The organism is Amycolatopsis sp. NPDC051371, assembly GCF_040682155.1.
Taxonomy (GTDB): Bacteria; Actinomycetota; Actinomycetes; order Mycobacteriales; family Pseudonocardiaceae; genus Amycolatopsis.
The window spans coordinates 1-19,275 of sequence record NZ_JBFBAG010000026.1; the positions used below are offsets into that span (position 1 = coordinate 1).

A 19,275-nucleotide genomic window follows, 5' to 3' on the forward strand; every position below is an offset into this window, starting at 1 on the left:
ATGCTGCTGGGCTCGGTCGAGATGCTGCGCCACGGCGTCACGACCAGCGCCGAGATGTACTTCGAAGGCGAGCAGCTGGTCGACGCGGTCCTCACGACGGGCGGGCGCGTGCTGGTCGCGCCGCCGGTGATGGAGCTGCCGGGCCTCGACTGGCGTGCCCAGCTGGCCGCGATCGAGCGCTGGATCGACACCGACGGCCTCCGCTTCGGCCCGGGCGAGCGCATCGAGCTGGGTTACGGCCCGCACTCGGCGTACATGCTCTCCGAAGACGGCCTGCGCGCGACCGCCGAATCGGCCGCGGATCGGGGCGCGCTCGTCCACATCCACGTGGCGGAAGGGGCGGCGGAAGACATCACCGTCCGGGAAGCCCACGGTTCCGTGCCGAGGCTGTTGAAGAAGCTCGGCATGCTCGACGGCCGCGTGCTCGCGGCGCACGCGATCCACCTGTCCGATGAGGACATCACGCTGCTCGCCGCGCACGGCGCCGGGATCGCGCACTGCCCGGGCTCGAACGGGAAGCTCGCCTCCGGGTTCGCGTGGCTCGCAGACCTGCGCGCCGCGGGTGTGGCGGTCGGGCTCGGCACCGAAGGCCCGGCGTCCAACGACGACCTCGACCTGTTGGAAGAGCTGCAGCTCTCGGCGATGTTCGCCCGGCTGGCGAGCGCCGGGGTGTCCGGGCCACCTGTCGGTGGCGGCCGGACGCGCTGGCCTGCCTGATAGTTCTCGGTCCCGCGGTCACGAAAGCGGCCGTCCTCGCCGACCTGGAAGCCGTGGCGACCGCGACATCGGCGTCAGCGGTCTTTTCGGGAACCTGCGCGACACCCCGGGCGCGGTCCACGGCGCCCGCATCGCCCTAACGACCCTCAGCCACCGGGGGCGCAGGGTCGTCCAGTACGACACCACGCCACTGGCGATGCTGGTCAGCGCGGCACCCGCAGAGGCGGAACGGGTCGCCCGGGAGGTGTTCGGGGCACTGCTGGAGCTCAAGCCGCACGAGAGCGCCGTGCTGACCCGCACCCTTCGGGTCTGGTGCGCGAACGACGGTTCGCCGGGCCGCACGGCCGAAGTGCTGCACTGCCACGCCAACACGATCCGCTACCGGCTGCGGCGTATCGAAGACCTCACCGGCCGCTCGCTGCGCAGCCCGCAGGACCTGGCCGAGATCGTCACGGCGCTGAACGCCTGCGCGTCGTCGACCAGGCCGACGGACCGAGAGACTGAGCCGTGGACGGTATCGCCACGGACTGACGGCCCGGCGGACTGAGCCGGGCCGTCAGTCCGTGGCGACGACGAACGCTTCCCGCTCCGCCGCCGGGCGCTCCCGCAACGCGAGCACCGCCGCCAGGGTGACCAGACAGGCCACGAGCATGTAGGCCGAGACGGACAGCGAAGTTCCGGTCAGGCCCACCAGCCACGCCGCCACCAGCGGGGCGAAGCCGCCGCCGAGGACGGCGCCGAAGGCGTAGGCGAACGAGACCCCGCTGTAGCGGATCGCGGTGGGGAACAGTTCGGCGTACGCCGCCGCCTGGGGGCCGTAGGTCAGGCCGAGGCCGAACGCCAGCACGACGACCGCCAGGAGCAGCAGCGGGACGGACCGGGTGTCGAACAGCAGGAAGAACGGGAACGTCCACGCGGCCAGTGCGAGGGTGCCGACGAGGTAGGTCCGCCGCTGACCCCACGTGTCCGACCAGCGGCCGGCCAGCAGCGTGAAGATGCCCCAGGCGACCGCGCCGACCATCCCGACGAACAGCATCGTGGTGCTGGACAGCCGGCTCGCCTGGGTGAACGGATGGCTCGGCTTGATCAGCGCGCCGCCCCGGCCGTACCAGCTCTGCCGGGGGTCGAGCTCACGCATGCTCGCGAGGAGCCCGCCGTCGGAGACCTTGGTCGCCACGCCGGACGGCGAGACGAGGTTCACGGTCGCCGCCACGTACGCGTCGCGCGTGGTCGACCTCAGGAACAGATGGACGTCGATCGGGCCGTCCAGCACGCTCGCCCGGGTCAGCGGCGCCGTGGTGTAGGTGAGCGGGCGGTCGGGGTTGGCGTAGGAGAGGGTGTCGGCCCCGGTGGTGGCCGGCGGCGTCGGCGTCAATGAACCGGCGGCGTTGAGGTAGTACGTGCCGGTGCTCGTCGCTGGCGGCCAAGCCGCCGTGTCGACCCAGAGGTTGCCGCCGTTCTGGAAGATGTGCAACGGCTTCGCGGTGTCGGCCATCCCGGTCGGCCGACCTTTCAGCCACGTGTCGAACCATTCCTTGCGGATGTTGGCCAGGACATCTTCGTTCCCGTGCGTCCACGGCCCCACGATCGCCTGGTAGCGGCCGGTCGCCCGCTGCCCGGCCGCGATCGGTGCGGTCACCGGGCGGCCGAATGACGCGTTCTGGGCGGCGACGTAGGCACCGATGTTGCCGCCGGGGAACAGGTCGCTCCAGCCCGCCTCACTGAGCGCGGGGACGCCGTTCGCGACGATGCGCGGCATCAGTTGCTGGACATCGATCCGGTGCCAGTACTCGTTGTCGTACGACCGGGCGCCGCCGTTCTTCAGGTCGTTGACCGTGCCGGACAGGGGGTCGGTCTGCGCGTTGTCCGCTGGCCCGCGGGGCAGGGCCCGGGCGATCGACGCGATGAAGCTCGTCGGCACCCCGCCCACCGTCGCGAGGTCGTTGTACATCTCGGAGTCCGTGCAGAACGGCGCGATGACCTTCAACGCCGAGCCCGGCCCGACCTCGGCCGCGGTGTACCACTGGTCGACGCCGAGGTACGAGCAGCCGTCCAGGCCGACGTTGCCGTCGGAGCCGGCGAGGGCGTGCGCGGCCCAGGAGACCAGGGTGGCGCCGTCGCGACCTTGCCGCGCGCCGAACCAGCCCGTCTGGCCGCCAGACGTCCCGGTGCCCCGGATCGAAGCGGCGATGTAGATGTACCCGCGCTCGACGAAGTAGCCGCCGGCCGTCGTGGGGTCGCGCGAAGTTCCGTACGGGTTCTGGGTGAGCAGGACGGGGAAGGTCCCCGGTGCGCGCGCAACGGTCACCAAGTCGGTCGGGTAGACGACCTGCGCGGACAGCACGACGCCGTCGTCCATCGTGACGGAGGCGGCCACGGGCTCGCTGTGCCCGTAGGCCGCCGGTGCCGGCTGGGGCAGCCAGCTCGCCTCGGCCGGGGTCCGGGACGACGGTGACCGCGGCCAGCGCGAGCAGTGCCGCCGCCACGAGCCGGCCGGCCACCGGCCGCGGCGGGCTGAGGTGGCTTTCCTCATGCGAACTCCTTCGTTCACAAGAGAGAAGCGAAACGCCGGTCCGGGTGGGTACTCGGTGAGTACGCGCGCTGGGACCCGCGAACCGGGTGACGTGCGCGCCCGCCGGGAGCGGGCCGGCAGGCCATCCCCGCAATTGTGGAGGCGCGTCGTTGACATGTACACCTCCGGATGGAGAGAAGAATTGAATCTCAGCGGATTCGGCGGGCCGGTCCCGGTGCCGGGCCGTTGACGGCCGGGAGCCACACGCGCAGCGTGCAGCCTTCGTCTTCGTTGCCTAGCAGCTGCACGGTGGCGCCGACCCTGGCGGCGCGCCGCGCGAGCGAGCGCAGGCCCAGGCGCGTTCCCGGGATGCCCGCTTCCCGCGTACCCGCGCCGTCGTCGGCGATCGCGAGGTGGACGCCGTCGTCCGACGAGCCGAGGCTGACGATGACGGCGTGCGCCTTGGCGTGCTTCTCGACGTTGACGAGTCCTTCCCGGAGCACCGCGAGCAGGACCGCGGTGCGTTCCCGGTCGAGCGGCGGGACGTCGCTCAGCTCGACGAACCGGGCGGACACGCCGGTCCGGCGTTCGAACGACCGCGTGTGCTCCATGATCTCGATCGGCAGCGCGCGTGCCGGCGTCGCGTCCTCCAGTGCGAGGATCGACTCGCGCAGCGCCGAGGTGGCCGCGGAGACGTCGGACTCGAGGCGGCGCAGGTTGCTGCTCAGGCCGGGCTGGTCGGCCATTTCGTCCTGGAGAGCCTGGATCTGCGCGCCGATGGCGAAGAGTATCGCCCCCACCGAGTCGTGCAGGGAGTCCTGGATGCGCCGCCGTTCGGCGTACACGGCGTCCACTTTGGTCAGTTCGGCGGCGTCGGCGATGCGCACGGCCGCCGCCGCCTGACCGGCGACCGCGCGCATCCGCTCGACGGCGATGTCGCCGAAGGGCGCAGAGCCGTGCATGCCGGCGTACGCGATCGCGATGGTGTGCGGTTCCAGGCCGCGCTGGTCCACGATGGGGATGGCGAGCATCGCGCCCAGGCCCTCGTCGCGGACCTCGTCGTCGAAGTGGTGGGTGATCGACGACGACGCGAGGTAGTCGTTGACCCGCACGACGGTTCCCAGCGCCATGGCCTTGCCGCCGATGCCCTGCCCGAGCGGGACGACGAGGTCGCGCAGCTGCTCGGTGCGCGCTCCCGACATCCAGCGGACGATCGCGCGGTCGGGCGCCGTCAGCTCGGCGACGAACCCGGAACTGGCGCCCACCGCCGCGCGGACGAGCTGGGCGGTCCCGTGCAGCACCGCGATGCGGTCCAGCACCGCCAGGAGTCCCGCCCGCTCGCGCAGAAGCGCGTCGAGCGCGGTGAACTGTTCCAGGGAGCGCCGGTTCGAGGACTTCCGTGACCGCATCGCCCCACGATGGCACACGAATACGTCGCGAAGAAACAGCTGGTGTACATGTCAACACATTTCGCGGTACGGTCCCGGGAAAAAATGCGCCGCCCGGGGTGCCCGGTCACAGCAGCCCGGCCTCGCCGCTTTGGTGATGGCCTCGACCCGGTTCCTGGCCCCGAGTTTGTGCAACGTCGACTGCAGGTAAGTCTTGACGGTGTTGCGGGTCAGGCCGGTCGACCCGGCGATCTCGGGCTTCGTCTTGCCTTCCGTGGCCAGGCGCAGCACTTCGTACTCGCGGCGGGCCAGGCCCAGCCGGGCCAGCGCGCCCGAGCGGCGGGTCTCGGCGTCGGCGATCCTGGGGTCGACGACGCGTTCGCCCCGCAGGACCCGCCGCAGCGCCGAGGAAAGCCCGATCCCGGCGATGTCCTTGAGCAGCGCCCCGTCGGCGCCGGCGTCGAGGGCGCACTTCAGCGCGGTGTGGTCGGGGTAGGCCGTGAAGACCACGATCCGCGCCTTCGGGGTGGCCTACCGGATCCGGGAGATCACGTCGGTGGCCGGCATGTCCGGCAACCGCAGGTCCAGCAGGACGATGTCGGGTTCGAACTCGCGCACCCGGGTGATCGCCGCGCGGCCGGACTCCGCCGACGCGGCGACGGACAGCGTGGGGTCCGAGCGCAGCAGCAGCCGCACGCCGTCGCAGACCACCGGGTGGTCGTCGACGACGAGGATCCGGCCGGTCATTCGCGCTCGGCCGCCGCGCGCGGGCCCGAGCCGAAGAACAGCTCCGAGATGTCCGGCCGGGCGAGGAGGTCGGCGGCGGGTTCGGCGAGGAGCACGCGGCCGCTCTCCATCACGATCCCGTCGGTGGCCAGCCGCAGTCCGAAGCGGACGTTCTGCTCGACCATCAGGACGGTGACGCCGAGGTCCCGCAGCAGCCGGGTGGTTTCGAACACGGTCTCGCACGCCTTCGGGTCGAGCCCGAGCGTCGGCTCGTCGAGCAGGACCACGCGCGGCTCGGTCACCAGCGCCCGCGCGAACTCGACGATCCGCCGCTGGCCGCCGGACAGGTCGGACGCCTTGTCCCGCGCCCGGTCCACGATGATGGGGAAGGCCTCACCGAGCTCGGCGAGCCGGCGGCGGAGCCGGGGCTGGTCCCGGCGGATCGGGTAGCCGCCGAGGAGCATGTTGTCCCGCACCGACAGCCGGCCGAACAGGCCGCCCTGCTGGGGGACCTGGACGACGCCCGCCTCGATGACGGCCGCCGGGGTGAGCCCGCTCAGCATCCGGTCGCCCAGGTGGACCCGGCCTTCGCGCGGGGTCAGCAACCCGCTGATCGTGCGCAGGACGGTCGACTTGCCCGCCCCGTTCGGGCCGACGACGCAGGTGACGGCGCCCGGCCGGATCTCGAGGTCGGTGCCCCGGAGGACGTCGCCGCCGCCGTAGCCCGCGTACACCGACTCCAGGCGGATCATCGCTCGGATCCCGTCATGTCCGGCGCCAGGACGAAGTCGTCGCCCAGGTAGGCCTCCAGCACTGCGTGGTCGGAGCCGACCTCGGCGGGGGACTCGGTGGCGATCACCCGGCCGCGGGCGAGCACCACGGCCTGGCCGGCCAGGGACAGCACGAACTGCATGTCGTGTTCGACGATCACGAAGGTCCTCCCCGCGGCGTTCAGTGCGCGGATCAGGCCGGACAGGCGGCGCAGGAGCGTCGGGTTGATGCCCGCGGCCGGTTCGTCCAGCAGGATGACGTCGGGGTCGAGCATCAGCACCTGGGCCAGCTCGACGAGCTTGCGCTGCCCGTAGGACAGGTCGGTGGCCTTCGCGTCGGCGTAGGCGCGCAGGCCGACGAACTCGAGCAGCTCCAGTGCCCGCGCCGCCTCCGGGCCCGAGATCGCGCTGCGGGCGAGCCGCCAGAGCTCGAACTCGGCACAGGCGGCGGCGACGTTCTCCAGCACCGTCAGCTCGCCGAACAGGCGTGGCAGCTGGTAGGTGCGGCCGAGGCCGAGGAACGCCCGCCGCGGCCGGGTGGCCCGGGTGATCGGCACGCCGCCGACTTCGACCGTTCCCGAGGCGGCCGGGTAGGTTCCGTCGATCACGTTGAAGAGGGTCGTCTTCCCGGAGCCGTTGGGGCCGATCAACGCGGTCGTCGAGTTCCGCGGGACGGTGAAGGTCACGTCGTCCAGCGCGGTCAAGCCGCCGAAGCGCATGGTCACGCCGCAGACCCGGAGCGCGTCCGGCGCGGTCGACGGTGGCCGCCGCCGCGGTGGGGCGGCGGGGACCGGCGTGTCGTCGAGGCGGGCACCGGTGCGGCCGGTTTCCCCGCGCCGGCGCATGAGCGCGTTCCGCACGGTGGGAAGGATGCCGCGGGGGAGGAGCAGGGCGACGCCGAGGACGAGCCCGCCGAACAGGATGAGCCGGATGGCCCCGGCGTCGGCGCCGCCCAGGGTCGTGTTCGTCGCTTCGGTGAGCGGCACCACGAGGAAGGCGCCCAGCACCGGACCCCAGACGGTGCCGCGGCCGCCGAGGAGCGCGGCCAGCACGACCTGCATGCTGAGCACGATGTCGAACATGGTGTTCACCGACAGGGAGCTGACGTAGTAGCCGTAGACCGCGCCGGCCACGCCGACGAGCGCCGCGCTCGCGACGAAGGCGAGTCCTTTATAGACGGACGTGACGACGCCGATGCCCGACGCCTTGTCCTCGTCGTCCTTGATGGCCAGCAGGCCGAGCCCGAGCTTCGAGCGCCGGATGGCGACGGTCAGCCCGACGCTCAGTAGGACGAGCGCGAACAGCGCGTAGTAGAACGGCCAGTTGTGGAACCGGACGTCCCACGTGGGCAGCGGCATCGGGAGCCCCTGGCTGCCGCCGGTGACCGACGCCCAATTCCGGGTGAGCAGGCCGAGCAGCTCCAGCACCGCGAAGCTCACGATCACGAACGCCGGTCCGCGCGTGCGGCGGGTGAGCAGGCCGAGCACGACGGCCAACAGCGCCGCGGTCACCCCGCCCAGCGGCGCCACCACGAACGGCGAAACGTCCCAGGCCGTGGCCAGGATGCCGCCGGTGTAGGCGCCCACCCCGACGAACATCCCGTGGCCGAGGCTGATGTACCCGGTCAAGCCGGCCATGATGTTCCAGCCGGACGCGACGACGGCAACCAGGAACGTCAGGATGAGGACGTTGTGGACGTAGGCGTCCGGCGTCAGCAGCGGGACGAGGGCGACGAGCACGACCGCCGCGGCCAGTGCCGGCCGGCGGATCCGGCCGGTCATGCCAGCGCCCCGTCCATACGCCCGCGCCCGCCGAGCAGGCCCTGCGGCCGGACCAGCAGCAGCGCGACGATCAGCAGGTAGGGGACCGTCGTCGCCCACCGGGTGTCCATATAGGACGCGGTGAGCGCCTCGCTCACCCCGAGGATCGCCGCGCCGAGGCCGGCGCCCGCGAAGCTGCCGAGGCCGCCGAGGATCACGACGCACAGGACGCGGCCGATCCAGGCGAAATGCGAGTCCGGGACGAACTGGTAGAGCACCGAGAGCGCGGCCCCGGCGAATCCCGTCGTCGCGACGCCGATCGCGAACATCCGCGTCATCGTGCGCTCGACGTCGATGCCCACGAGCGCCGCGCCGTCGCGGTCCGCGGAGCAGGCGCGGATCGCCTTGCCGACGAAGGTTCCGCGTAGGAGGCCATATAGGCCGAGCAGGAGCACCACCGCCCCGGCGCAGGCGTACAGCTGGGCGGTCGGCACCACCAGCTCGCCGATCCGGAACGAGCCGTTGAAGTACGACGGCGTCGCCGCTTTCGCGTCGGTGCCCCAGACGAGGGCCATGACGCCGCCGAGGGCCGTCGCGACGCCGAAGGAGGCGACCAGGGTCAGCTCGTGGTCGATCCGCTGGACCCGGGCGACGACGCCGCGGTAGAGCAGCCACCCCACGCCGTACATCAGCGGGCACACCAGCACGCCGACGAGCAGCGGGTCGAGGCCGGTGCGCCGCCACACCCACCAGGTGAGGAACGCGGCGAGCACGATCGTCGCGGCGTGCGCGAGGTTGAGCACCTTCATCACCCCGAAGATCAGGGTGAACCCCGACGACATCAACGCGTAGACGCCGCCTGCCAGCAGACCCAGGACGAGCGTCTGGACGAGGAGAAGCACGAGAACCCCTTCGGTCGGTGCGTCAGCGCCAGTCCGGCTTGCTGAGCACGGGTTGTGCGGTCGCGGCCGGCGCGGGCGCGACGATCTTGATGGCGCCGGCCTGGAACTGCCCCAGCAGCAGCTCGCCCTGCGGGCGGCCGGTCGCGTCCCAGCGCAGCTCGCCGGAGATCGTCGGGACGGCGTTGCCGTGCAGCCAGGCCGCCATCGCGTCCTGGTCGAGGTGGCCGACCGCCTTGACCGCGGCGGCGAGCACCTGGCCGGCGGTGTAGGAGTTCGCGGCGTCTTCGCCGGGCGGTGTCCCGTACTTGCGCGTGTAGCCGTCGACGAACGCCTTGTTCCCGGGGAAGCCGGCTTCGGTGCTGTAGGCGATCGGGGTGAAGATGCCTTCGGTGTTGGCCGCGCCGACCGTCTGCGGGTACGACGGCTCGGTGGGCGAGTTCTCCTGGTACAGCATCTTCGGCGAGAACCCGATCTTCTGGAACGCGCGCACGAGCGCGGAGCCGTCGCCCGCCACGGCCCCGCTGATCACCAGGTCCGGGGCGGCCTGCTTGATCGAGTTGGCGATCGTGTCGAAGCTGTTGGCGTCCGGGGAATAGGTCTGGTCGTAAACGGTCTTGACGCCGAGCGCGGCCAGCTTGCTTTCGAAGATCCCGGCGGCCTGGCTGGTGTTGGGGTCGTCGACCTGGACCAGCGCGAGGGTCTTCGGCCGGTCGGCGACCGGCATCCGTTCGACGAGGCTCACGAACTGGTTCGGCAGCCGCTGCGTCGTGGCCGGCTGCGCGAAGAACAGGTGCGTGAAGTTCCGCTCGAAGATTTCGTCGGCGCCGCCGGAGGGCTGGACGTAGAGGTAGCGGTAGCGCTCGGCGACCGGCGCGACCGCGAGGTTGAGGTCGGAGGAGAAGGTGCCCAGCAACAGGTCGACCTTGTCCTGGGAGAGGAGCCGGTTGTAGTCGGAGATGGCGGTCTGCTGGTCGAAGGAGTCGTCGAGCACCTTCAGCTGGACCTGCCGGCCGAGCAGACCGCCGTCGGCGTTGATTTCGTCGGCCCAGTACTGGTAGCCCTCCATGCCGGGCTTGGACCGGTCGGCGACCGGTCCGGTCAGCGGCAGTGACATGCCGATGACCAGTGGCCCGGTGGACGGGGCTTCGGCGGAGAGACCGCACGCGGACGTGAGCAGAACGGCGGCCACGGCAGCCACCCGAAGGATCCTGAAACGCCGGAGAAATTTTCCTGCCATGACGGACTCCTCCTGAGCGACATCGGCCATGGGAAAACTCAACTCGACATTAAGTTGGTTGACAAGTAAACTTGAGTGACGCTTTCGGTCAGCCGCCGTAAATGGATGTGACGCATGCTCGACATCGAGAAGCTCCTCGCCTTGCGTGCGGTCGCCGCGCACGGGACCATCGCCGCCGCGGCGCGCGAGCTCGGCTACACCCGGTCGGCGGTCTCCCAGCAGGTTTCGGCGCTGGAGCGGGCGGCAGGCACGGCCCTCCTGCTGCGCAGCGGCAACAGCGTCACCGTCACGCCGGTCGGGCGGGCGCTGCTCGAGCACACCGAGCGGATCCTCGTCGAGCTGCGGGCGGCCCAGGCGGCGCTGCAGCGCAGTGCCGGCGAGATCGCCGGCGAACTGCGCGTCGGGGTGCCGTTCCGCGAGGGGCCGCCGCTGATGAGCAACGCGCTCACCGGCGTCCGGCGGCGCCACCCGAAGCTCGAGCTGACGCTGGCTTCGACCACCGACGGCACGGGGGCGGAGGAGGTCCGGCGGGGCACGCTGGACCTGGTGGTGGTCTCCCGGTTCGGGCCCGCCCCCGGGCCGGCCGAGCCGGGCCTGCGGCAGTGCGTGCTCAGCCGCGACCCGCTCCGGCTGTGCGTGTCGCGGCGGCACCGGCTGGCGGCCGCGCCGGACTGCCGGGTGGCCGACCTCAGCGCCGAGTCGTGGGTCATCAGCCCGATGTCCCCGCTGGGGCGGCTCACCCTCGGGCTTTGCTCCAGTGCGGGGTTCCAGCCGGCGGTGGCGGCGACGGTGCACGACGTCGCGGCCGCGCTGGGCCTGGTCGAAGCGGAGTGGGGGATCACGATCGCCCCCGAGCTGACGCCGTCGAGCCGCGGGGCCGACGGGCTCCGGCGGGTCGCGCTCCGGGACGTCGACGCGTTCCGCCACAGCGTGTTGCTGATGCGCGACGGCGACGAGGATTCGCCGTCGATCGCCGCCGTGGTGTCCGCGGTGCGCAGTGCCGGCAGCCGCGTCGCGGTGCAGGCCCTGGTGCCCTAGGCGCTCAGTACGGGACGGCCGCGTCCACGTCGTCCTTGATCCGCTGCGCCAGCCGGACCAGGACCGTCAGCTCCTCGGCCGTCGCGCGGTCCAGGAGGTGCCGCCGGACGGCCGCGGCGTGCACCGGCGCCACGGCCTCGATCACCGCCCGCCCCTCCGCGGTGATGGAGACAGCCACCTGCCGCGAGGCCGGATCGGGCGCGCGGGCGACCAATCCGCGGGCCTCCATCCGGGCCAGCTGGTGCGACATGCGGCTTTTCGACCAGAACATCGCCGAAGCGAGCTCCTGCTGCAACATGCGCCCGGCGTCGACCTCGGCCAGGTGCAGGAGCACGCTGTGGTCGGCGGGCGAGAGGTACGACGCCTCCCGCATGTCGGCCGAAACCCGGAACCGGAGCAGGTCCGACAGCCTGAGCAGCGAGCGCCAGATGTGGGTCTCGTCGGCGGTGAGTCCAGCGGAAGCGGCCATGACGCCAAAGTTACCCGCCGCCAGGCCCGTGCCGGCCGGGCGGTGACGCCCGGGCACCGGCCGGCGGTCACCCGCCGAGGGCGGGCACGGTCAGGCACCGCCGTGCCACTGCCACCGGTGACTCGCGGGCGGCCGGGCAGCTCGCCGCGGCCCGTCCCCCAGGGCAGGGTCGGCCAGGGGTCGGTGTCGGCCGGCGCGCCGGGCAGCAGCCGGGCGAGGACCCGGCCGCACACGCCGGCCGGCGGTGTCCAGGCGAGACCCAGCCCGCCGGCGACGTCGTGCATGTTCACCAGGGTCTCCGCGACGCCCATCGCCGCGAACCCCGTCGTGTCCAGCACGCCGTCGTCGTGGAACGCGCGGGCCTCCGCGGGCGTGGTGCAACCACGGCCGTCAAGAGGGCGCCGCACGCGGCCGCGACCCGCACCAGGCCGGCCGGCCCACCGGCGCGGTCGACGAAGATGACCAGGCCCGGCCCGCCGGTGCGGTGCCGCGCTCAGGCGAACGGCACCGCGCTGTCCCTGGCGCGGCCGGGACCGAGCTGCGCCGCGAAGAAGAACAGGTTGTCGGCGATGTGCTCGGCCGTCTCCCAACAGGTCCACTCCAGCGGGCCTGCCTTGGCCGCCCAGTCGGCATTCCGGGCTTCGTTCAGCGTCGCGACGGCCGAGCGGACGGTGTCATCGACGTCGACGTCGGCGGCGGTGACGGGGTGGGGATCAGCGGACACCGCCGAAGCCTAGCGCGCGCGGAGTCAGTTCCGCTAACGGTGACGACGGGGAATGGTAACGGCGCCTTACTTGCGTCGCCTCGGAAAAAGGACTTCTAATTGAGCAATGGCAAGGAAGTCACGATGGAGGTTGATGTGACAACTGTCGGTATCGTGGCTGCCGCATGACCGCCCACCAGAGTCCTGAACTGGTCAGGCTGTTCACCACGTACACCTCCCACCCCGAGGGCATCGGACGCCGGCTCGCCCGCTCCTTCGCCGAGCACACGCGGGACACCCCGCTCGTCGTGGCGACCGGCGCGGACTTCGCGTTGTACCCGGGCGGGGGAAAGCCACCGGTGGTGGAGGGCTACCGGCTCTCGCCTCGCGGCTTCAAGGAGCTGACCGCTGTTTCGCACCTCGGCCCCGCGGTGGCCAGCCTGGTCTACCTCCGGGCGGAGCTGCGGGACCCGGCCTGGCGGGCCGAAGCGGAGCGCCTGCTCGCCGAAACCAAGAACACCCGGGCCGCCAACTCCGCCGCGCTGTGGCGTGACCGCATCGCGGTCGAGGCCTACCAGGGCCGCGAACGCGAAATCGCCGACCTGGTCGACTATTCCTGCGCCGTCACCGCCCGCTACCTCACCACCGCGCTCGCCGACGAGGACTACCTCGGCTGGGAGACGCTGCGGTCGGACTACCTCGAAGGCGGCGGCGACGTCGAACTCCCGGTGCCGGTCAACCACATGATGGTGGCGACGTTCTTCCTCGCCGGGCTGGACATCAGCTTCCGCATCGGCCGCTGGCTGCGGGCGCAGCGGATCGACTGGGCCGAGGCGATGGTGATCATCGCGGGCCGGCAGGGCCGGGCCACCGCCGGCGTCACGTGGACCACCAGCAGCGTCGCGACGATGATCCTCGGTGCTTCGGACCACCGGCTGCCCCTCGAACGGATGTACCTCGCGCCGCACGCGCCCACGTTCGAGACACCGGTCGACGGCGACCTGTCCGAGGCCGCCGCGCTCGAAGAACCGTTGCGGAGCATGTGGTGCGCCACCCGGGCGACCGTCGAGCTCGGCGGCCTGATGTTCGACGGCTACCCGCGCTACAGCCCGGCCGGGATCGCCTTCCCCGACGTCTCCGACCCGGCGGTCACCGAGGTCGGGGAGATGCCGGTCGTCCGGTCGCCGGAAGACATGCGGGCCTTGGTCACGCGGCTGCGGGTCGTCATGGAGGACCCGCGGCAGCTGCTCTCCGGCGCCGTGATCGACGTCGCCGTGGCGGCGCTGGCCGCGGCGGGCTGGGACCCGGCGCGCGTCGTCGTCCCCGGCCTCACCGGCGTCACCTACCCCACTCACCTCTGAACCGGCGGGAAGCATGGACGACTTGCGCGGCAACGACTTCCTCGATCGGCTGGCGGCCGGCGAGCTGACCTTGATGCTGGCCGTCCGGGGCGCTCGCAGCAGTGAGGTCGTGCTCCTCGCGGCGGCGACCGGGCACCACTGCGTCATGATCGACCTCGAACACTCCACGATGTCCGTGGACACCGCGGCGGCCCTGTGCCGCGCGGCGACCGCGGCCGGCCTGATGGACTTCGTCCGGGTGCCCGAACGCGAGTACGGCATGATCGGCCGGCTGCTGGACGGCGGCGCGAACGGCATCATCGCCCCGCGGATCGAGAACGCCGCGCAGGCCCGCGACGTCGCCCGCGCGTGCCGCTTTCCGCCGCGCGGCGTGCGTTCGCAGACCGCGATGGTGCCGCAATCCGGCATGCGGCCCGTGCCGGCCCGCGAGCTCAACGGCGCGCTCGACGCCCGCGTGGTCGTGCAGATCCTCGTCGAGACCCCGGCCGGGGTGGCGAACGCGGGGGAGATCGCCGCGGTCGACGGGGTCGACCTGATCGCGTTCGGGGCCAACGACTTCACCGCCGAACTCGGCGTTCCGGGGCAGTACGGCGACCACCGGGTCCGCGACGCGGTGGCCGCGCTCGCCGAGGCGTGCCGGAACCACGGCAAGCTGCTGATGGTCGGCGGGATCGGCGATCCCGGCCTGCAACGGGAGCTGATGGCGCTGGGCGCCTGCCCGCTCGTCATGACCGGCAACGACAACGGCTTGCTGTACGAAGGCGCCGCACGGCGCGCCGAACAGCTCACCAAGGCGCTCGGCCCGGCCGCGCGCCACCGACCGACCGAAGAGGACGAAGCCATGCGACCGCCGTTCGCCCACACGCTTCCGATGCGCCCGGCCGACACGAACACACTGCCGTGGTACCGGCTTCCGGCGGACAGCTGCGACACGCACTTCCACGTGTTCGAGCCCGGTTACCCCGCGGTGCCGGACCCGCTCTACACGTTCCCCGACGGCACGATCGAGGCCTACCTGCGGGTCGCCGACCGGCTCGGCATCTCCCGGATGGTCCTGGTCCAGCCGACCTACTACGGCACCGACAACACGCTGCTGCTCGACGCACTGCGGAAGATCGGCCCCCGCTGCCGTGGTGTCGCTCGGATCGGCGACGACATCACCGGCGCCGAGCTCGACCGGTTCCACGAAGCCGGCGTCCGCGCGCTGCGGCTCGACCTATTCGCGCGCGCGGACTGGCCGGTCGAGGACCTGGTCGCCTACGTCCGCGCGATGGCGGAGCACACCCGCCCGCGCGGCTGGCACCTCCAGTTCTACAGCCCCGGCACCGTCGTCAAGGCGTTGCTGCCGTTCCTGGCCCAGCTCGAAGACACCTTCGTCATCGACCACATGGGATATATGAAGGCGTCGGACGGCCTGACCGAAGCGGACTTCGGCCAGCTGCTCGACGTCCTCCGCGGCGGCAACGGCTACGTCAAGCTGTCCGGGCCGTACCGGATCGCCCAGGACAAGCCGCTGTCGACGGTCGAGCACCTCGGCCGCGCGCTGGTCGAGGCGCGGCCGGACCGCCTGGTCTGGGGATCCGACTGGCCCCACCTGCCCAACGGGCAGCGGGACACCGGCGAGCTGCTCGACCTGCTGGCGGACTGGGCTCCCGGGGAAGCGGACCGGCACGGGATCCTCGTCGAAGCCCCTCGACGGCTCTTCTACGCGGACTGATCGCGAGGTGCTCGTGTCCTTCGTGAGCTGGCTGGTTTCCCTGCCGCTGTGCGGTCTTGTCGCGCACTCGGCCCACGGGAAGCTCGCCGGGCAGGAGAAACAGCTCGCCGGCATGCGCGCGGTGGGTTTCCCGGTCGAGCGGATCGGCTGGCTCGCCGCGGCGGAGCTGGCGGCGGTGGCTGGCCTGCTGGCCGGACTCGCCTGGCGGCCGCTGGGCACGGCGGCCGCGGTCGGCCTGATCGCGTACTTCACCGGTGCACTGGTGTTCCTGTTCCGCGCCGGCCTGACGCGGTTCGCGGCGTGGTTCCCGGCCGCGGCGTTCCTGGCGGTTTCCGCGGTTCTGCTCAGTCTCGACGTGGTGGCGGCTTGACGGCGAGGTGCCGATCGCCCGTCGCGGCGGCCGAGGCACGGCCGCGCGAACCGCTCGCCGAGGCGTGCGATTTCCTGACACCCACCGTAAGAACTCTGCACTATCGGCCCCGTTCCGGGTTGTGCGATGCGGTGGTTCCTCATCTCGGAGCTGACCGTGTTCGCGGACGCCGGGCACTACGCGCAGGACGAAGTGCCGATCGCGACGGCGGCGGAGATCGAGCGCTTCCTGCTCCGGCAGGGCTGACGCGCTCCCCGCGAATACCGACCGAACGTTCAGGTTGTGGTGGTAGCGTGGGCGGATGGCTGACGACACCGGGAACGCGGAAATCCAGGTCGGTGCGCGCGACGGCGTGGCGGTGGTGACGCTGACCAGGCCGTCGCTGTCCGCCAGCGTGAAGAAGGCGCTGCGCGGCGCGCTCGCCGACGTCGCCGCGGACGAAACGGTCCGTGCCGTCGTGCTCACCGGCACCGGGAATGCCTTCTGCGTGGGCCAGGACCTGGCCGAGCACGCCGTCGCGCTGGAGACCGATCCGGGCATGGCGTTCGTGACGCTCGACGAGGACTACGACCGGATCGTCACGGCATTGGCGACCATGCCGAAACCGGTGGTCGCGGCGATCAACGGCACCTGCGTCGGCGCCGGGCTCGGGTTCGCGCTCGCCTGCGACGTGCGGATCGCCGCGGAGTCCGGCGCTTCGGCACGGCCTTCACCGGGATCGGCCTGACGCCGGACTCCGGCCTGTCGGTGACGCTGGCACGCGCGGTGGGCGTCGCGCGGGCGAGCGAACTGCTCCTGCTCGCCGAGCCGTTCACCGCGGCGGACGCGCTGGCGTGGGGCGTCGTCGGGTTCCTCGTCCCGGCGGAAGACCTCCCCGACACGGCGCAACGCGTCGCCGAGCGGCTGGCGGCGGGCCCGACCCGGGCGTACGCGGAGATCAAGGCGGCATTGTTGGCGTCGTTCCAGCTCGCCGACGCGCTCGGCCGGGAGGCGTCCGCCCAGACCCGGCTGGGCCGGACCGAGGACCACCGGAACGCGGTGAAAGCCTTCCTGGCCAAGGAGAAGCCCCGGTTCACCGGGTAGTGATCGTCACTTCGAACGACATCCGGAACGGGGCACACTCACGCGATGGACATCGAACTCCTCGAACGCATCGTCGCCGGCGTCGCCGCGCGCGAGCTGGTTCCGCGGTTCGGGCGTCTCGCCGCGAGCGACATCGCCGAGAAGACCTCCGAGTTCGACGTCGTGACGGTCGCCGATCGGGCGGCCGAGGCGGCGATTTCCGCAGCTGTCCGTGCGCGGTGGCCGGCGACGGTCGTCGTCGGGGAAGAGGCCGGTGACCCGGACGAGGTGGTGCGGGCGCGGCTGCGTTCGGAGTCCGCGCTGGTGCTCGACCCGCTCGACGGCACCAAGAACTTCGTGTCCGGGCTTCCGCTGTTCGCGGTCATGGTCGCCACGATGCGCCGCGGCCGGATCGTGGGGTGCGTCATCCACGACCCGATGACGCGGACCTCCGCGATGGCGGTCGCCGGAGCGGGGGCGTGGCTGCGCCGGCCCGGCGAAGCGGCGCAGCGGCTGGAGGTCGCCGACCCCATGCCGCTGGGACGCATGGAGGCCGTCGCCGGGGCCCGGTTCGCTCCCGAGCCGCTGCGCGGCCGGCTGGCCGCGAACCTGCTGAAGCTGGCCGGGTACACCTGGTTTCGCTGTGCCGGCCACGAATACCGGCTGGCGGCGGCCGGCCAGGTCCATCTGCTGTGCTACCACCGGTTGAAGCCGTGGGATCACGCCGCGGGCTGGCTGCTGCACCGGGAAGCGGGCGGCTTCAGCGCCCACTTCGACGGCTCGTCCTTCGACCCCGGCCGGATGACCGGCGGTCTCCTCTGCGCTCCCGACGAAGACTCCTGGCACGACGCGCTCGAGAACGTGCTCGGCCTGCCCCGGCCAAGTAGTTAACCGGTGTATGATCGGCTCACTGATGGTCCGGCACGACCCGAAGGAGAGCACCTTGTCCGAGCCGAAGACCGCCGGACCGCTGGCCCGCGCCGTCGACCGCCTCCAGAGCAAAGCCTTCGGCTTGGGGCCGGCGCGGAACCGGTACACCGTCGAGCGTGGTCTCGAGGTGCCCACCCGCGACGGCGCGCTCCTCGTGACCGATCACTACGCGCCGGTCACCGCCGGGCACGGGACGGTCCTCGTCCGGAGCCCGTACGGGCGCGGGGTGCCCGAGAGCCTCTTCCACGGCCGGATGCTCGCCGCGCGCGGTTACCACGTCCTCGTGCAGAGCGTCCGCGGCACCGGGGGCTCGACCGGCGAGTTCCGGCCCATCGTCCAGGAGGCGCAGGACGCGCAGGATACCGTCGCGTGGTTGCGGAACCGGCCCTGGTTCGACGGCCGCCTCGCGACGCTGGGCGGTTCGTACCTCGGCTGGACGCAATGGGCCCTGCTGCAGGACCCGCCGCCCGAACTCCGGGCAAGCGTCGTCATCGTGGCGCCGCACGACTTCGGCCGGGGGATTCGCGGCACCGGCGCCCTGGCACTGGCGGACTTCCTCGGCTGGAGCGCCACGGTCGAGTCGCAGGGATCGGCGGGGCTGAAGGGAATCCGTGCATTGGTCGCCGCGCGCAGGCGGACGGCCGCGGCGCTGAAGAAGCCGGGGCCGATCGCGGACGCCGTGGCGACCGCCCCTGGACGGCCGGGGGTCGTGGTTCGGTGACTGGCTGGACCACACCGATCTCGAAGATCCGTTCTGGGCGCCCTACGACGCCTCGTCCGCCTTGGCGCGCGCGAGCACGCCGACGCTGCTGATCGGCGGCTGGAAGGACTTCTTCGTCGAGCAGACGATCGAGCAGTACCACGCCTTGTCCGAGCACAACCCCGCCGTCGCCCTCACCATGGGGCCGTGGACTCACCTCGACACCGCGGTCAAGGCGGCCAAGGTGATCGACGCCGAAGCCCTCGCGTGGTTCGACCGGCATCTCGGGGAGCGGGGCGGGCAGCGAAGCGCCGGAGTGCGGATTCACGTCAGCGGCGCGGGCGAATGGCGTGACTTACCGAGCTGGCCGCCGAAGACGGCCGACTGGACGGTGCACCCGAACGCGGACGGGCGGCTCACCGAAGCCGAAGGTGCGGGCCTGATCGAGTTCCGCCACGACCCCGAAGACCCGACGCCCGCGGTCGGCGGCCACCACATGTCGCCCGGTGCGGGCAGCCGCGACAACCGGAAGCTGGAGGAGCGCGCGGACGTCGTCACGTTCACGTCGGACCCGCTGCCGGGCGACGTCGAGGTGCTCGGATCTCCGCGGGTGGACCTGAAGCTGCACCCGGACGCCGGGGACCGTGGCGTTTTCGTGCGGATCTGCGACGTCGATCCGCGCGGGCGCTCGTGGAACGTCTCCGAGGTGTTCCGGAAGGTCGTCTCCGAGGCGGGGACCCTCGTGGTCGACAACAGCCCGTGCGCGCACCGGTTCCGGGCCGGGCACCGGATCCGGCTGCAGGTCTCGGGTGGGGCGTTCCCGCGCGACGGGCACAGCCAGGAGCCGGCCGGCTACGTCATCGAGTGCCCGGATTCCCGGGTACACCTGCCGGTCGGCCGCTGACCGCGGTCA

The 19,275-nt window shown here is 72.0% G+C and carries 17 protein-coding genes and 2 pseudogenes; 10 read left to right on the forward strand and 9 right to left on the reverse strand.

From position 1 onward, the window contains the following. On the forward strand, positions 1-717 hold a 717-nt coding region (locus AB0M59_RS28810), incomplete at its 5' end, for an amidohydrolase family protein (RefSeq protein ID WP_364621027.1). Between the two features lie 196 nt (positions 718-913). Further along, entirely contained in the window at positions 914-1,264 is a 351-nt protein-coding gene (locus tag AB0M59_RS28815; RefSeq protein WP_364621030.1) for a helix-turn-helix domain-containing protein, read from the forward strand. A gap of 9 nt (positions 1,265-1,273) precedes the next feature. Here AB0M59_RS28815 and AB0M59_RS28820 read toward each other — a convergent pair whose 3' ends face one another. The 7 genes and pseudogenes from AB0M59_RS28820 to AB0M59_RS28850 form a co-directional block, all read right to left on the reverse strand. Continuing rightward, positions 1,274-3,250, reverse strand: coding sequence for a CocE/NonD family hydrolase (locus AB0M59_RS28820; RefSeq protein WP_364621032.1), 1,977 nt, complete (start codon positions 3,248-3,250; stop codon positions 1,274-1,276). Positions 3,251-3,438: 188 nt separating this feature from the next. Next, positions 3,439-4,638, reverse strand: coding sequence for a GAF domain-containing protein (locus AB0M59_RS28825; RefSeq protein ID WP_364621035.1), 1,200 nt, complete (start codon positions 4,636-4,638; stop codon positions 3,439-3,441). A 51-nt stretch (positions 4,639-4,689) separates the two neighbouring features. Further along, positions 4,690-5,364, reverse strand: a pseudogene (locus AB0M59_RS28830) (response regulator transcription factor). Continuing rightward, positions 5,361-6,095 carry an ATP-binding cassette domain-containing protein gene (locus AB0M59_RS28835; RefSeq protein ID WP_364621038.1) on the reverse strand — a complete coding sequence of 245 codons (735 nt, stop codon included), beginning with the start codon at positions 6,093-6,095 and terminating at the stop codon, positions 5,361-5,363. Before AB0M59_RS28835 ends, AB0M59_RS28830 begins: the two are co-directional and overlap by 4 nt. Beyond that, complete coding sequence (locus AB0M59_RS28840) at positions 6,092-7,894, reverse strand: branched-chain amino acid ABC transporter ATP-binding protein/permease (RefSeq protein ID WP_364621040.1); 1,803 nt, start codon at positions 7,892-7,894, stop codon at positions 6,092-6,094. The genes AB0M59_RS28835 and AB0M59_RS28840 overlap by 4 nt, the downstream gene beginning before the upstream one ends. Continuing rightward, entirely contained in the window at positions 7,891-8,775 is an 885-nt protein-coding gene (locus tag AB0M59_RS28845) for a branched-chain amino acid ABC transporter permease (RefSeq protein WP_364621043.1), read from the reverse strand. The genes AB0M59_RS28840 and AB0M59_RS28845 overlap by 4 nt, the downstream gene beginning before the upstream one ends. Before the next feature lie 22 nt (positions 8,776-8,797). Next, positions 8,798-9,973, reverse strand: coding sequence for an amino acid ABC transporter substrate-binding protein (locus AB0M59_RS28850; RefSeq protein WP_364621046.1), 1,176 nt, complete (start codon positions 9,971-9,973; stop codon positions 8,798-8,800). Between the two features lie 153 nt (positions 9,974-10,126). Here AB0M59_RS28850 and AB0M59_RS28855 point away from each other — a divergent pair, with 153 nt between their 5' ends. Beyond that, positions 10,127-11,050: a LysR substrate-binding domain-containing protein gene (locus tag AB0M59_RS28855; protein WP_364621049.1), complete on the forward strand. Its 924-nt coding sequence runs from the start codon at positions 10,127-10,129 to the stop codon at positions 11,048-11,050. 4 nt (positions 11,051-11,054) lie between these two features. Here the strand turns inward: AB0M59_RS28855 and AB0M59_RS28860 are convergent, their stop codons facing one another. Together AB0M59_RS28860 and AB0M59_RS28865 are read right to left on the reverse strand one after the other, a co-directional pair. Beyond that, complete coding sequence (locus AB0M59_RS28860) at positions 11,055-11,519, reverse strand: MarR family transcriptional regulator (protein WP_364621052.1); 465 nt, start codon at positions 11,517-11,519, stop codon at positions 11,055-11,057. Positions 11,520-12,012: 493 nt separating this feature from the next. Then, positions 12,013-12,243: a hypothetical protein gene (locus AB0M59_RS28865; protein ID WP_364621055.1), complete on the reverse strand. Its 231-nt coding sequence runs from the start codon at positions 12,241-12,243 to the stop codon at positions 12,013-12,015. A 164-nt stretch (positions 12,244-12,407) separates the two neighbouring features. Here AB0M59_RS28865 and AB0M59_RS28870 point away from each other — a divergent pair, with 164 nt between their 5' ends. The 7 genes and pseudogenes from AB0M59_RS28870 (at position 12,408) to AB0M59_RS28900 (ending at position 19,266) form a co-directional block, all read left to right on the forward strand. Beyond that, positions 12,408-13,583: a DUF5624 domain-containing protein gene (locus tag AB0M59_RS28870; protein ID WP_364621058.1), complete on the forward strand. Its 1,176-nt coding sequence runs from the start codon at positions 12,408-12,410 to the stop codon at positions 13,581-13,583. A 13-nt stretch (positions 13,584-13,596) separates the two neighbouring features. After that, positions 13,597-15,300, forward strand: coding sequence for an aldolase/citrate lyase family protein (locus tag AB0M59_RS28875; protein ID WP_364621061.1), 1,704 nt, complete (start codon positions 13,597-13,599; stop codon positions 15,298-15,300). A gap of 13 nt (positions 15,301-15,313) precedes the next feature. After that, positions 15,314-15,670, forward strand: a complete 357-nt coding sequence (locus AB0M59_RS28880) for a DoxX family protein (protein WP_364621064.1) — start codon at positions 15,314-15,316, stop codon at positions 15,668-15,670. Between the two features lie 301 nt (positions 15,671-15,971). After that, positions 15,972-16,753 (forward strand): annotated as a pseudogene (locus AB0M59_RS28885) (enoyl-CoA hydratase-related protein). Positions 16,754-16,798: 45 nt separating this feature from the next. Next, positions 16,799-17,623 (forward strand): inositol monophosphatase, encoded by an 825-nt coding sequence (locus AB0M59_RS28890; RefSeq protein WP_364621067.1) that lies wholly within the window; start codon positions 16,799-16,801, stop codon positions 17,621-17,623. 7 nt (positions 17,624-17,630) lie between these two features. After that, a complete protein-coding gene (locus AB0M59_RS28895) occupies positions 17,631-18,383 on the forward strand; it encodes a CocE/NonD family hydrolase (RefSeq protein ID WP_364621070.1) in 753 nt (250 codons plus the stop codon). 4 nt (positions 18,384-18,387) lie between these two features. Then, positions 18,388-19,266 carry a CocE/NonD family hydrolase gene (locus AB0M59_RS28900; RefSeq protein ID WP_364621389.1) on the forward strand — a complete coding sequence of 293 codons (879 nt, stop codon included), beginning with the start codon at positions 18,388-18,390 and terminating at the stop codon, positions 19,264-19,266. The last annotated feature ends 9 nt before the right edge of the window (positions 19,267-19,275 follow it).

Coding starts and splice junctions, on each gene's coding strand:
- AB0M59_RS28815 (WP_364621030.1), top strand. CDS start 914: ATGCTGGTCAGCGCGGCACCCGCAGAGGCGGAACGGGTCGCCCGGGAG.
- AB0M59_RS28820 (WP_364621032.1), bottom strand. CDS start 3,250: ATGAGGAAAGCCACCTCAGCCCGCCGCGGCCGGTGGCCGGCCGGCTCG.
- AB0M59_RS28825 (WP_364621035.1), bottom strand. CDS start 4,638: ATGCGGTCACGGAAGTCCTCGAACCGGCGCTCCCTGGAACAGTTCACC.
- AB0M59_RS28835 (WP_364621038.1), bottom strand. CDS start 6,095: ATGATCCGCCTGGAGTCGGTGTACGCGGGCTACGGCGGCGGCGACGTC.
- AB0M59_RS28840 (WP_364621040.1), bottom strand. CDS start 7,894: ATGACCGGCCGGATCCGCCGGCCGGCACTGGCCGCGGCGGTCGTGCTC.
- AB0M59_RS28855 (WP_364621049.1), top strand. CDS start 10,127: ATGCTCGACATCGAGAAGCTCCTCGCCTTGCGTGCGGTCGCCGCGCAC.
- AB0M59_RS28860 (WP_364621052.1), bottom strand. CDS start 11,519: ATGGCCGCTTCCGCTGGACTCACCGCCGACGAGACCCACATCTGGCGC.
- AB0M59_RS28870 (WP_364621058.1), top strand. CDS start 12,408: ATGACCGCCCACCAGAGTCCTGAACTGGTCAGGCTGTTCACCACGTAC.
- AB0M59_RS28875 (WP_364621061.1), top strand. CDS start 13,597: ATGGACGACTTGCGCGGCAACGACTTCCTCGATCGGCTGGCGGCCGGC.
- AB0M59_RS28890 (WP_364621067.1), top strand. CDS start 16,799: ATGGACATCGAACTCCTCGAACGCATCGTCGCCGGCGTCGCCGCGCGC.
- AB0M59_RS28895 (WP_364621070.1), top strand. CDS start 17,631: ATGATCGGCTCACTGATGGTCCGGCACGACCCGAAGGAGAGCACCTTG.